Genomic DNA, 12692 nt, shown 5'->3' on the forward strand with positions numbered 1-12692 from the left:
ACCGATGTTTGATTACGTGGGAAGATTTCCTATTCCGGCCGACTTGCTACCGCAGCGGTTGCGCTCACTGCTAGAGCCAGTGGGGACTGATCCGTTGCAGAGAGTCGAGGTGAGTAGTTTCACGGAAACCGAACGCTCAGAGTCGAACCGCGAGACGGTTCATATGTTGATGGCTGTCGTTCCCGATGACGGTAACGCGATACCCGTTCTACATAGTCAGAGTGTGGTGGCGCACGGGGTTCCGATTCCAAGTGAGAAAGGGAGCGTGAAAGACTTCACACCGAATGTGAGTGGGTATGACTACGTCGTTGCCTCCTGGGGCAGCAGCTTGTTCTTCACATACACCTTGGCCGAGAAGGTATGGATGGCGTTGGGTTTAACGCCACGATGCATTGGCAATGAGCATCAGCGTTTGGTTTACGACGATTTGAGCCTTCCAGAGTTCGGAGTCGCTGAAGGTGAGGTTTCGCTGCAATACCACTTCAAGCCGTCCCGGGATGTTAATTGGTTCATGTCAAACGAGTATCTGCGCAAGTATCTGTGGTTGAGGGGGGACGCGGCGTTCGCCATTTCTTCTATCAGGCGACGCTCGCAGACAGCCCGCAACTGCGCAAGCTGATGAACGGGGAACGTTTTCATTCTCTTGGCGAGCCGGGGAGCTGGCTTGATGGCGATCTTCAGGAAACAGAGAACGGCTTACTGCTCCAGGTATGGGCGACAGTAGTCGCAGTTTCCTGCAACCTCTGCCCTCAGCAGACAGCTGATGGGCTGACTTGGCCAGGTGTTGCTGGAAAGGTTACGCACGCTAGTGCCAATGACATCATGAGAAATGATACGACGGTCTATCTCGACGACAGATTTCTCGAACGCTATGAACAAAACAGCTTGTACGGAAGCACACCTATAGACGCGCATGGTGGCTGGTATTGCAGTCCATCTTATCTTGGGCAGTGGTCTTTCACTGGGTGTCGGCGAATCGGGCGAAACCTAATCGAGGTGGATCTACGGGATCTGTACAAAGGCGTCCCGGAGCGGGAAACATTGCATGCTCATGTCCACGCCCTGGATCCTGCGATCGTGAAACAGTGCGACCTGACTGAAGAACACATCGTTTCCAAAGTTGATCGGTTCCTCACGCAAATGCTGTCCTTGGGAGAAAACCTTTCTCGGCTTGGGACCGCGCTGGGCATCGAAAAACCGGCTGTCGAACTGCTCGGGTTCTCACGGGAAGAAGTTGCAGCCGATGGTTGGCTGCATTATCCGCAGGTTGCAAAACTCGCTCAGTTCGCGCCCTTGGACATGACCCAGCAGGCCTTTCTCGCTCGATGCAAATCCATCCATGAAATTTGGCAGAAGCTGCCCGACGGTTTCCTCAAACAGCTTCTGGAAGCTATGGGGGTCCCGAGAAAGTTGATCGCCACTTTGGGGAAGCTAAAGCTTCTGCAGTGCTTACTGAACATCCTGACCAGGTTCGACGAAAACTGCGAGGCATCGGACGCACTAAAAAGCAAGGATGAACCAGAAGGCTGGAATGCGAAAAACAGCGACATTGCAATGCTGTTCGTCACCTACGATCTTCGCATTGCCGATGCCCATGACGCCGTGAGCAAGATCGAGAGGTTGCAGGATCAAGACTTCGACACGGCTACATTGCATCAAGGTTATGGTCGTGCGCTCGACTTTGTCCTAGATGGCGTCATCGACGCCTTCACGGCAATCAATAGTCCCCTGGGCCGTATCCTGGCGCGCGCATGATGTGGCAGGGCCTGGAGACATTTTACAATTTGGGGAGACCAACCTTGAGCATGACGTTCTACCTCGACGAGAGTGGTCATAGCGGTGACATAGTCAACAGCTGTGACGGCTTCGACTTCAAAGGGCAACCGTACTTCGTACTGGCTGCGGTGGGGGTGAGTGACGAGTCGGCAGTTGTCACTCGAATCGAAGAGCTGCGCGCATTGCACAGGATTTCACCTGGTGAGCTTAAGTCCAAGTCTCTGATGGCCAAGCCCAAATTTGTTTTGGAGGTTATAGACTACCTGGAGTCTATCGGTGCGCCTCTGTTTGTCGAACTCGTGGATAAACGCTATTTCATCTGCGTGCATATCACGAGTTTTCAGTTGCTACCATCTTGCATGGGGTTCCCCGAAGGCGCACCCATGACCTTCCTTAGGAATACTGTTGCGGACTTTCTGAATGCTGAAGCTCCGGATCAGGTGCTCGACGCATTTGTCCAAGCCTGCCTAGAGCCTTCTGAGGCGCACCTGCTGCAGTCTCTTTCATTGCTTCAGGATCTGGGCGTGCGCCTTCTGGACATCCCAGGGAAGAAAGATATTGCCCGAGGCGTAGTCATGATGGTGGAAGATGCCCGTAACGAGTATCTGGAACTTAAGGAGCAGGATCCTGACGCATTTCTCCAGTTCCTTCCGCCACCTGATCACAACAAGCGCAGCAAGCGTGTTTGGATGCTTCCCAATCTGACCTCGTTTGCCAACATCTACGCGCGCCTGAATCTCTACTTCAGACGAAATCTGCAAGGTGTCCACATCGTTCACGATCAGCAGTTGGAACTCGAGGATATCCTGCATCTGGGGAAAGCGACTGTGGAAGTCCAGAAGGACCAAAGCCAGGTTCCATACACTCCACACTCGGACTTTATTTTCGAAGAGATGGCTACTTTCACGTTTGCGCAGTCGCACGAAGGCATTGGCCTGCAGATAGCGGATGTCGTGGCGGGGGCGGTGATGCGCTACTTCAGGGATAGCCAGAGTGCAACGGTAAATCCTGATCTGGCAAAGGCCGTCGAGCGCTTGATCAGCACATCCGATGCTCGAACCGGTTACGGGGTCAATCAGGTCGTGGCCTCGAAAGATGTGCGGTACGCTTAGCTGGGAGGGCTGCGGCCATCAAGCACGCGTGTCATCGTATCGACTGAAATAAAAAAACAGCACTTGTGTTGCACTTAAATATATTTTTTGAACGTCGCTGCGGTGATAGCTGTCGTTACTCCGAGCAACACCGCGCAAGGCAAAAAAACGGCCATCGGATTGAGCGAAAAGGGCAGGGACAGGTAAATGATCCAGGGCACGATCAGCAGGGGTATCACCGCTCGCTTAGCGCGATGATAGACAAAGCTGCTTTCTCGCCCCGCGCCAAATTTGCGCAGGTCACGGCGCATCAAACCATCTACAAAACCAGTGAACATGGCCAACAGAAACAAGGGTGTGGCCAGAACCAGAATGGTCAGGCGCACCACGAAGGTGAAGGTGACATACACCGCTGCCAGCACGAAATTCTCAATGCTCACGTATAGCTGATTGGTCCAACTCCAGAAGCCGTTGCCCTGGCTCGACACCCGCGCCTGCTGGGCAAAATCCGTAAAGCCAGTCTTGACCAGCAGCCACTGATTTAGAAAATCCAGCCACTGGACAATCGTGTGTCCGGGTTGTTGGATGATGAGTGAAGATTTGAAATGCTCGCTCAGCCAGGCCAGTTCGTTCGTCAACATGGCTTGGCTGTGCCGCCAACCCTGATCGCCCCAAAACAGTAGCAGCCCGGCGAACTCGATGAATATCGAGAATAGCAACGAGGCGATCAGCAAGCCGATGATGCGTAAAATCAAACCAATCGCCGAGACGATTAATCCAGGGCGCTGGATCGGTTGTGGCGGTGTGTTCTGTACGGAAGTTGCCATCGTTTACTCCATCGCGCGTCGTCAAGTGGACGCCGCCACGGCGCCCGCCGAATACATGTTTGGTGAATCGAAACCTGTGGCGAGGCAGGGTTACCCCACCTGATCCAGATCGAAGTTTGTGGTTGGACCGCCACCGCTTGCGCTCCACCATTGACCCGCCTGTTCGTTATAAATGGCCCGCATCCGTTGGGTAAGCTCCTGCAGGTCCTTGGGCATGGCGTCGTCGTTGGAGGGTTTCGGCAACGGCATGCGGACTTTCCAGAGCTGACCACCGGTCTGGAAGGAGAACATCTGCCCCTTGGGCAAACTGACGATATGCGCTGGCTCAATCAGCGGCACGCTGGTGGTGCTGACGCGATCCTGCGAGGACGAAGTGAAGTCCGTGTTGGCCTCCGGATCGGAGGTGTCGGTCGCACCCGACACCAGGGTTTTGGTCAACACATTGACCTTGGGCAATTGCTGGGTGAGCAGTTCTGCAGTGGCGGTTTCGCGCACGCGGAGCATCTGCAGGGTGTTGAAGTTACCAATGACTTGGCCGGCCTTGGCGCGGTTACCAATGCGTGCTTCGATATCGCTGAGGGTTTGGGTATAGGCCGTCACCTGGATGCCAGCTCCGCCACCCTTGTTGATCAGTGGGATGAACTCGTCGCCCATCAACTCGTTGAACTCATCGGCATGCAGGTTGATCGGCAGCTTGTCACCGCTGCTGCCCGATGCGGGCAAACCGTGGTCAATGCCATGTTTGTAGATGTGGCCCGCGACCGAGACCAAGTCGGCGAACATGGAGTTGCCGACGGCGGCAGCCACCTCGGCATCGGTCAGTGCATCCAGGCCGACATAAACGATGCCGCGTTTTCGGATGATCTGCATCCAGTCGAAGATCGGCCGCGGGTCATCTAAATCGGTGTAGTTGGGGGCCAGTAACTGGGCGGTCTTGCCGGTGGTGAGTTTCTCCAGCAGCGGCAGTAGCGAGGCAACGATTTTGTCGAAGTAAGTACGGTCGTAGCGTACAGCCGAACGCAGCCCGTCCATTACTGGATCAAATACCCGCTTCACCGCCAGGTACTGCTCGATGGCCACCACGCGTTTTTCGCGTCCCACCATATGCCGGGGAATGTTTTTCTCGGTGAGCTTGCCTTCCAGTTGGACGATCACTTCCCAGGCTTTCGGATCGGTCTTGGCGAAAAACTGCTGGGCGTATTCGATGAACAGTGCGTCGATGTTGACTACATGGCGTTGGATCTGCAGGTAGTCCGGACGTCGGCCCAGTTCGATCAGAGCGCGGGCAATGATGTTGACGAAGCGCCAGGCAAACTCGCGAAAGGCCGCGGAGTTGCCTTCACCGCTGAGCTGCCCGGCAATGCGCGATGCTACTTCCGAGATACGACCGAAGCGTCCCACGGCGTTGTAACGCGCGGATATCTCCGGCCAGCCCAGATGGAAGACATAGAGTTCCTTTTCTCGACCGGCCCGTTTGGCTTCGACGTACATCCGTTTGAGCAAGTCGGCATCGCCCTTCGGATCGAAGACGATGACCACCTCATGTTCGATGCGATGAATGTCCTGGGTGATGTACACCTCCGCGAGCCGGGTTTTGCCGACACGGGTAGTACCAAGCACCAGCGTGTGACCCACCCGTTCGCCCAGCGGCAGGCTGACCTCTGTTTCATCTGGCTCGACCCCATGCAGCAGTGGCGAGCCTCCGACCGGAGGCAAAGGGCGCAACGGATTAAAGGCGCTGTCCCAGGCGGTGATACGGGCCAGTGTCGAGAGCGGAAACGGTGCGTGTTCTAGGCGACGTTCGAGTCCACGTGCCAGGCGGTAACGGGTCGGTTGGTCGACGTAGTGAGCGACGGCCGGATCCTGGGCTTCGACCAAGCGCTGGGTGTGCAGGCGGGTCCAGCGAAAGCCGCGGCCCATGAACAGACGTTTGCGGCTCACCGGAATCTGCCGGCTGGTCAGCTCGTAGCGAGGCAGCCGGCGGATATTGCGCCGATAGCGCAACACCTCCCAGGCTTGTCGGAGGCGGATCAAACCGAACAGGGCATAGGCCAGCGCCGCAATCAGGCCGATCTCGGGTGATAGGGCCACGGCCCAGGGCGAATACACGCATAACACCGCCGCGGCGACGCAGATCGCCACGGTATACAGCTCGACTGCCGGCCGGAGTTTGGTCTCCATCGCATGCTCGGCCATGACCCAGACTCACTGTTCCAGTGAGGTGGCTGTGATTAAGACAGGGTAGTGCTCAATTTTCAGGCGAGAGGCGATGTCGTTGCCGTTGACCGGCAGAATGGTGATGCCCGGCGCGGCTGCTCGAATTCGGGCCAGGGCGTCAGTATCGGTCACTTCGACGGCGAGGCCGGCCGCCCCCATTTCTTGCAGTTCAGTCGCACGCTGATGCAGCCAAGCCAACGATTGGGGATCCTCCCCGACCAGGAAAAATGGCTGCAAGCCCGGCATGTCCAAGGTGCGGGTTGTGATTTGGCCTGGGCTCAAGTGAGAGCTGCGCACGGGCAGTATCCAGGTCTCATCGGCAAATGCAGATAGGTCCGCATGTCTGGCCCGAGCAGGCTGGGTCTTGTTGTTTATTGGCGGCCTGACAGCTTCAAACTGGGGGCCGGTGAAGCCGCCAGGCTGATGTTCTGCAAATGACATTGCCGGCTGGGCGAGCGCAGCCAAGAGCACGGCGAAGTAATACGCACTGGGAATTCGCTTCATGGTGGTGTGCCCTGTTTGAAGGAAACCTTTAGTCGTTCGAGTTGTTGAGAAAAGCCGGCGCGGTAACGCGCAGCCGGCGTTCCTCCTGCCGGGCGGTGATATCGGCCAGCAGCCGACACCCAATCACCGGTGGCGGCGTGATGCTCTTGCAGCAGCGCGGCAGTTACGGCCAGATTGCGGTAGGGTTCGAGGGCTTCGCAGGGACTGGAAAAATGCTGTCCGTGATAACCCAGGTTGATTTGCCCAAGCCCGGCATCGACCCGCTTGGCGTCATACCGAGCAAGCGCCTGAAGCAAGGCGTGACAGGCGGTCTGACGATTGGCGAAACGGTAAGGGCTACCGGCAATATTCAGCGTCCAAGGCCAGGGCAACAGTCGACCACGGAGGCGGGCGCCACTCTCCTGCAGGGCAATAGCGAACAGCACCGTGGAAGGGACGTTGGTGTCATGCGCTGCCAGTTGATAAGCCGGAGGCGGAAATTCATCTGCCCGGACGGCGTGCACCGTCAGCAGGAGCGCAATAGCAATCAATCGAGACGTTGCCATTGTCCGTTCACCTGCTGAAATGTGACGGGTAACGGTCTCGGGGCCCCCAGGCTGAACCAGCGCCCGCGATCATGGTTCAGGGTGATTTGCCGGTGTTGGACCTTGCTCGCATCAATGCCTGCTTGCCGCGCCCAGCCACGGACATGTTCGTCCTCGCCTTGGCTGCCCACCAGGTAGATATCGAACGCTGTATCACTGCTTTGCAGACGCTGCGCTTCAGCGGTGCACGCAGGGCAATGGTCTTCGACAAACAGAGCGCGGCGCGGCTCTACCGGTGAGCTAGCAGTGGGCGGGGATGCCATACCCTGAATCGGCAACAGCCCAGGAAACAGCTTGGCCCAAGCTGCGGTGTAGGCGTTTTGGTAAGCCAACTCGCGCTCGGCGCGTTTGGCTTCCAGCGCTACTTGTAATTCGGCATAGCGCTGGCGCTCTTGATCGTTCTCGGCCTCGACTCCGAGTGCGGTCAATGGATCGAGATTCGGGCTCCAGAAACCACGCGGGCCGGCTTGGATCTGTTCGAAGCGTGTCCACTCCTGCTCCGTCAGACCCCAACTTGCCGCCTGTTCAGAGTGCGAACGCTCCAGCGGAGCAGACTGCGTGTCCTGGGTCCGTGACGGTGTCGTGACGGGGTTGCCCAGCGCAGCGCCCGTGCTCAGCAAGGAAATGAAACAGACGATGGGGCTCAGCGGAGCTCTGTTCATGATCGCTTCTCAAGGGAGGTGCACGGTCTGGTCTGGGTGAGCGGTCACCGCGAAGATAGCCGCGTTCGGCTCCAGTACCTTCAGTTGCCATGTGCCGAACTGCTCGCCGTTGTGCAGCAACTGGATATCATTGAGCGAGCGACTGTCAGGAGGTGCGACCGCCAGAAAGCGCTCGCCACCGCGGTACTCGACGCTCAACACTGAAAATGGAGGCAGGAGCGGGGCAGGCTTGGGCTGAGCGGTTTTTTTCGGCTTGGCCGAGGAAGGCGTCGGTGGTGGGAGTGGTGGCTGACTTTTGAGGTCCAGGAGTTGCTGCTCGACGTGCTCAAGTCGTGCGCGTAGCGCGATCATGTCGGCTTCGGTAGCACGGGCTGCCAGACCATCGCGCAGTTCCTGTATCTCCTGCGCCCATTGATCCAACATCGGATCGAGGGTATTGGCCTGTTGCTCACCGGAATCGACCATCTGCTTCAGGTCTTTCAGTGCGTACTGCAGCTTCTCCTGTGCATCCAAGAGGGTGCTTGAATCACGTTGCAGGGTATCCAAGGTCTGTAGGCGTTGGGCGTTCGCATCTTCCAGCTCGGTCAAGCGTTGATACTGGTTATACAAACCACCACTCAGCCCGGAGACCGCCAGGCAAAGTGAGCCGACAATGAGGGTTTGAAACGTCGTGGCTTTCATGGGCGTGCCTCCGGCTGATGGGCCGCGCTGGGTGCGAGCCGCACGACGGCAGCATCATTTTTTTGCCGTTCGAAGCAGACCGAACGGCTGACCTCATCGATCGTGAGTTGCCAGGCGGGGCCAGCCAGTACTTGTAGAGCGTTGCTTAATGAAATCGGGCCGAGCCGGTAATGGGCGGCAGGCAGAGGCCGGGTAAACAGTATCTTTACTGGTTCGGCAGCAGGGCAGAGCGAATAACCTGAGCGCTGCAGCACGTAGTGCATCGCTTCCTGTACCGAAGGATTCAGGCTGGACGGAATGCTCATGTCAACGATTTGAGCGAGAAGATTACGTTGTTCCGTGGTGGGCTCGGTGCTGACCAGCGTATAGCGGCCATAGCGGAGCTCTGTCGGATGACTCTCTTCGGCTGTACTCCTCGAAAGCTGGGCCCGATTGGAACCGTCGGCATTCTCTGGACTAGTCGGCAATGGGGTGGGGATCTGCGCCGTGCAGGCACTCAATAAACCCAGCAGGCAGACAGGCGTGAAAAAACGCTCCATGGACAAAACCTCATGTCAGATTCAGTGCAGAACCTGACATGAGGTGAAGGAGCGATTCAGTGAGTAAGTTGATTCGAGGCGGGTCGTGTTAACGGTGAACGCGTTGCTATTCAAAAATCGCGAGCCCATCCAAGACGGCGGCGTCGGGGTCGAAGATCAACAATCGCACATCGGCCAGTGCAGCCAGATACAGCAGGTTGACCAGGGCTTCCGGTGTGCCAGCGTCGAGCTGCTCCTGCCTCAGCGATGCGTAAGGACGGCCCTCGATCTTCATCAGGTTCTCGTCGGTCCAGGGCGTGCCGATCAGCTTACACCCGACGCCATTGCAGTCTGGCAGGGCAAAGGGTTCAAACAGCAGTCCGGTTGGCTTGGAGTCGACATTGCCAGCCCGGTTTTCCAAGTGGCGCAGGGCCTTGTTAGTGAGGTGTGCGGTGCTGATCTCCCAGGCTCGACTGTAGTGTCCTGTGTCGAATCTCAAACGATGGACCATGGCTTGGGCTTCTTCCAGGGAGTACAGGTCTCCGACGTGATGTCGCTCATCAAGCATTTCGCCAGTCACGGCATAGACTACTTGCCGCACCAGCCCGGTGGACTGGAAACATTCTTCCAATTCATCCGGTATGGATTGGCCTTCGCTGATCAAGGCGGCGTCGTCATTGAACACGCAAGGAAACAGTTCTAATGCATCATCGGGCAGATGCGCTTGTGCGTCGTGTACGGGGCGAAAGCACGGAGGGCAGTCATTTGCGTACGTGATCTGTAGCAGTCGTTCGATATGCAAGTTGTCGTAGCCACGAGCAAATGGGTTTGAGGTTTCCAGCAGAGCTGGGGGGGGTGAAGGGTTCATGAGTATTCTCTAGGATGAAAATGAACAAGGCGCCCGAAGGCGCCTGTAAGGGTTAAAGCCAACCGTATTCGGCAAGAGAAAGTGGGCGACCTTCACCCACGATGAAGTGATCCAGTACGTGAACCTCGATCAACGCCAAGGTCTCCTTCAACCGTGCGGTCAAGACGCGATCTGCCTGGCTGGGTTCCGTACATCCGGAGGGATGGTTATGAACAAAAATGGCGGCTGCTGCGTTATGTGCTAGGGAGCGCTTGACGACCTGGCGGGGATAAACACTGGCGCCATCGATGCTGCCGTGAAAGAGGATCTCGAACGCTAGAACGCGATGGCGGGCATCGAGAAAAATCACACCGAAAACTTCATGCTCTTGTTGCGCAAGATGAAGTTTCAGATATGAGGCCACGGCGTCAGGTGACGTCAGGTTGGGGCCGCGGGTGAACAGCCGACGATCCAGAATGTGCAACGCTTCGTCGATTAGCTGGTTTTCCTGGGCGATACGATCAGCCTCGACATCCAAGGTTTCAATCAGGGTGAGTTGGGTGCTCATGGGGTACCTCCGAAGGGAACAATCCGGGGGTACACACCCGAGGGGAGTGGTGTCCCCGAGGTGGATATAGAATGACGGGCATTGCGCGATGACGCGCTGTTTACAACCGAGTGAATCGGTGGCGTTGTCCGTGCAGGTGTGAATCGCAACCGTCGCAGGGCAATGGGGAGAAGGTTCTTATGCCACTGCCTGTTTCGGGGTCGAAGTCGGCACTGATGGGCATTAGCCGAACCAGCCCGCGATGGAGACCGGCGATGCGTTTCTCGATTTCATCCGTCGTGTAGTAGAGCGATAACGTGCTGTAGTCCTCGTAAGCCGCAGCGAACAGGCAATCGTCGCAAAGCCAGAAGGATTCCATGTGGGTTCTCCTGTGCGGATTGAAGAAAGGCGCTCGATTGAGCGCCTTGATGTAAAACATCGGGGATTGTGTTCAGGCGGACTGAACAGTACGTGTGGCAACACGGCGGGCTGTGCGGGGAGTGGGTGCAGATTCAGGTTTGATCCTGGTCTCTGTTGGGTTGTCGGTATCCTCAGCTTCGACATCAGCCGACGTTGGGGATGGCTCACTGTTTGGCGTTTGCTCAGCAGGTGCTGTTGCTTCCTGCCTGGCAGGCGCTTTGTACTCGAACGTGCCGTTGACCTTGATCCAGTCGATGTACAGCAGACGACCTTTCAGGCTGGCGCCCGGTTGGCCTTGTTTATCGCCTTTCTCATAGAGAAATGGGTCAATCCACAGGTCGCCGATACGGAACGACAGCAAGACCTTTTTCTCGGCTTTGACGGCGTCCATATAGAGGCGAATCAAACGTTCAGCTTCGCCTCCAGCGACTTTGCAGTCGAAGCGGGTGTACTCGACCGCATCGGTGGCACCGTGCAGAGCCGCGATATCGCAGGCCATGAACGGCTGGCCGCGGCGGACTTGTACTTCGCGAACACGGTTGAGGTAGCCGATACCGACGGTGTGTAGGTTGAAGTAAGTGGTCGCTTCTTGGGATTGGTTGGCGTGGGCCATGGTGGTTCTCCTGTTTCAAGGGAAAACGGCGACGCACAGCCCCTGACGGGGAAGTGAGTCCCCGTCAGGGTGGGTTAGGTGAAGGCGAACGATGAACGACTCGTCACCGGCAAGCCGATGACCATCAGATCGATGCGCCTGGAGAATAGTGGTGTAGCAGGAGAGGATCCGCAGCAGTGATTTGCGGACCTAGGGTAGTGGGCATTCATCACCGCTGAAGCGGTAATCGTGCGAGCCTCCGAATGCTTATCGCACTTGGGTAAACCACCACAAGCGTGGCGTAGCCTTGAAGGTTCTAGCTACCTGGGCTGGGCTGTCAACGACAGCGAACCACGCCCTTGTATAAGCCTGTCTCAGGAGAGCGTCAAGACGCCGCAAGCTGATTTTTTATAGCCGGAATTCAGTGGAAATTATTGGACTGAAGAAAATGAAGAGTGGGCCTGGCGGGGTGCCAGGCGAGGAATAGAAAAGCCACCTTAGGCGGTCTGACGCAGTCGACAAGCTCCTCGCAAAACTTGATTTAACTGCGCCATGATTCGCCAACCGACCCTTATCGTGGCCTGGGTCGGAATATGCTGGCACGCATCCGCGCACAAAGGGTGCCCAGTATTTCCCCGGCGGGCTCCGGGACTGAATGCGATCGCGGTAGCGGATGACCGCTGCTGCCTGGCAGAGGCAATAGTGGTCATCCGCCACATTGATCCGGTCGAGCACAAAGCGGGAATGAAGTTCCGCAGAAGAGAAGGCTCCGAACTCAGGGAGTCCGACCGAGCTACCCGGAGCGAATCGGTCTTGGGTCGCCGTAAGCGATGATCCTGAGGCACTACAGCAGAGCGGGTGTGACGACGTCAAGCCAGTGGGCGAAGAGGTTATTTGCTACTGAGATGAGCGGCCAGCTGTTCGACGGTCGTCAGGATAAAGGCACGGTCGCTTTCTTGCAGGCCGCTCAGCAGGCCCGCGATCATCTGGCCCTGGTCGTTGGGGCGACTGCTCGACTCCGTCAGCAGTTCATCCATCCGGCAATCGAAGATGTCCGCCAGTTGCATCAGCTTGACCACGGAAAGCTCCACCACACCCCGCTCAAGGCGCGAAATGGCTTCGCTGCCGATCCCCAGGCGTTCAGCCACCTCTTCCTGGGTCAGATTACGCTGAGTGCGGTGCTTCGCGATCATGCGCCCGATTTGGGCTTGGGTCGGATGTTTATGTGCCAAGTGATGAGTTCTCCAATTCAACCCGAATGGTTGAGCAAAGACCCATTGACATGAACATCCTTAAAGGTTGAGTATCGACTTAAAGGGTTGTTATATTGACTGAAATAGCTGTTTGTCGCGACGTGACATGTGTTCCTCCAGGAATCAGAGCCGTAGCGACCAGTGAGACCGAGCGGTCTGATAGGACCAAATGG

The 12692-nt window shown here is 56.9% G+C and carries 15 protein-coding genes; 3 read left to right on the forward strand and 12 right to left on the reverse strand.

Annotated elements, in window-relative coordinates; genetic code table 11:
• Positions 1-4: 4 nt before the first annotated feature.
• The 3 genes from ATY02_RS35965 to ATY02_RS11405 are packed head-to-tail and all read left to right on the forward strand — an operon-like array spanning position 5 to position 2888.
• Positions 5-619 (forward strand): hypothetical protein, encoded by a 615-nt coding sequence (locus ATY02_RS35965; protein WP_228022266.1) that lies wholly within the window; start codon positions 5-7, stop codon positions 617-619.
• Entirely contained in the window at positions 505-1755 is a 1251-nt protein-coding gene (locus tag ATY02_RS11400; RefSeq protein WP_228022267.1) for a hypothetical protein, read from the forward strand. The genes ATY02_RS35965 and ATY02_RS11400 overlap by 115 nt, the downstream gene beginning before the upstream one ends.
• A gap of 50 nt (positions 1756-1805) precedes the next feature.
• Positions 1806-2888, forward strand: a complete 1083-nt coding sequence (locus tag ATY02_RS11405; RefSeq protein ID WP_068579975.1) for a DUF3800 domain-containing protein — start codon at positions 1806-1808, stop codon at positions 2886-2888.
• Positions 2889-2962: 74 nt separating this feature from the next.
• On the opposite strand, the gene ATY02_RS11410 is transcribed toward ATY02_RS11405, so the two are convergent.
• The 12 genes from ATY02_RS11410 to ATY02_RS11465 all read right to left on the reverse strand — a co-directional run bounded on the left by ATY02_RS11410 (position 2963) and on the right by ATY02_RS11465 (position 12498).
• On the reverse strand, positions 2963-3694 hold the full coding sequence (locus tag ATY02_RS11410) for a TIGR03747 family integrating conjugative element membrane protein (protein ID WP_068579943.1): 732 nt from the start codon (positions 3692-3694) through the stop codon (positions 2963-2965).
• Positions 3695-3784: 90 nt separating this feature from the next.
• Positions 3785-5890 carry a type IV conjugative transfer system coupling protein TraD gene (traD, locus tag ATY02_RS11415; RefSeq protein ID WP_068579941.1) on the reverse strand — a complete coding sequence of 702 codons (2106 nt, stop codon included), beginning with the start codon at positions 5888-5890 and terminating at the stop codon, positions 3785-3787.
• Between the two features lie 9 nt (positions 5891-5899).
• Complete coding sequence (locus tag ATY02_RS11420; protein WP_068579939.1) at positions 5900-6415, reverse strand: integrating conjugative element protein; 516 nt, start codon at positions 6413-6415, stop codon at positions 5900-5902.
• Positions 6412-6960 (reverse strand): lytic transglycosylase, encoded by a 549-nt coding sequence (locus tag ATY02_RS11425; RefSeq protein ID WP_083235953.1) that lies wholly within the window; start codon positions 6958-6960, stop codon positions 6412-6414. The genes ATY02_RS11420 and ATY02_RS11425 overlap by 4 nt, the downstream gene beginning before the upstream one ends.
• Positions 6942-7661 carry a TIGR03759 family integrating conjugative element protein gene (locus ATY02_RS11430; protein ID WP_068579937.1) on the reverse strand — a complete coding sequence of 240 codons (720 nt, stop codon included), beginning with the start codon at positions 7659-7661 and terminating at the stop codon, positions 6942-6944. Before ATY02_RS11430 ends, ATY02_RS11425 begins: the two co-directional genes overlap by 19 nt.
• A gap of 9 nt (positions 7662-7670) precedes the next feature.
• A complete protein-coding gene (locus ATY02_RS11435) occupies positions 7671-8342 on the reverse strand; it encodes a chemotaxis protein (RefSeq protein ID WP_068579936.1) in 672 nt (223 codons plus the stop codon).
• A complete protein-coding gene (locus ATY02_RS11440) occupies positions 8339-8881 on the reverse strand; it encodes a PilL N-terminal domain-containing protein (RefSeq protein ID WP_068579934.1) in 543 nt (180 codons plus the stop codon). The genes ATY02_RS11435 and ATY02_RS11440 overlap by 4 nt, the downstream gene beginning before the upstream one ends.
• A 106-nt stretch (positions 8882-8987) precedes the next feature.
• Positions 8988-9728, reverse strand: coding sequence for an ABC transporter substrate-binding protein (locus tag ATY02_RS11445; RefSeq protein WP_068579932.1), 741 nt, complete (start codon positions 9726-9728; stop codon positions 8988-8990).
• Positions 9729-9780: 52 nt separating this feature from the next.
• Positions 9781-10275 carry a RadC family protein gene (radC, locus tag ATY02_RS11450; protein WP_068579930.1) on the reverse strand — a complete coding sequence of 165 codons (495 nt, stop codon included), beginning with the start codon at positions 10273-10275 and terminating at the stop codon, positions 9781-9783.
• Between the two features lie 100 nt (positions 10276-10375).
• Positions 10376-10633 (reverse strand): hypothetical protein, encoded by a 258-nt coding sequence (locus ATY02_RS11455; protein WP_068579927.1) that lies wholly within the window; start codon positions 10631-10633, stop codon positions 10376-10378.
• A 72-nt stretch (positions 10634-10705) separates the two neighbouring features.
• Positions 10706-11287 carry an STY4534 family ICE replication protein gene (locus ATY02_RS11460; protein ID WP_068579925.1) on the reverse strand — a complete coding sequence of 194 codons (582 nt, stop codon included), beginning with the start codon at positions 11285-11287 and terminating at the stop codon, positions 10706-10708.
• A gap of 869 nt (positions 11288-12156) precedes the next feature.
• Positions 12157-12498 carry a helix-turn-helix domain-containing protein gene (locus tag ATY02_RS11465; protein ID WP_027912505.1) on the reverse strand — a complete coding sequence of 114 codons (342 nt, stop codon included), beginning with the start codon at positions 12496-12498 and terminating at the stop codon, positions 12157-12159.
• Positions 12499-12692 lie beyond the last annotated feature (194 nt).

Source organism: Pseudomonas sp. BIOMIG1BAC, from assembly GCF_001705995.2.
GTDB classification, from domain to species: domain Bacteria; phylum Pseudomonadota; class Gammaproteobacteria; order Pseudomonadales; family Pseudomonadaceae; genus Aquipseudomonas; species Aquipseudomonas sessilinigenes.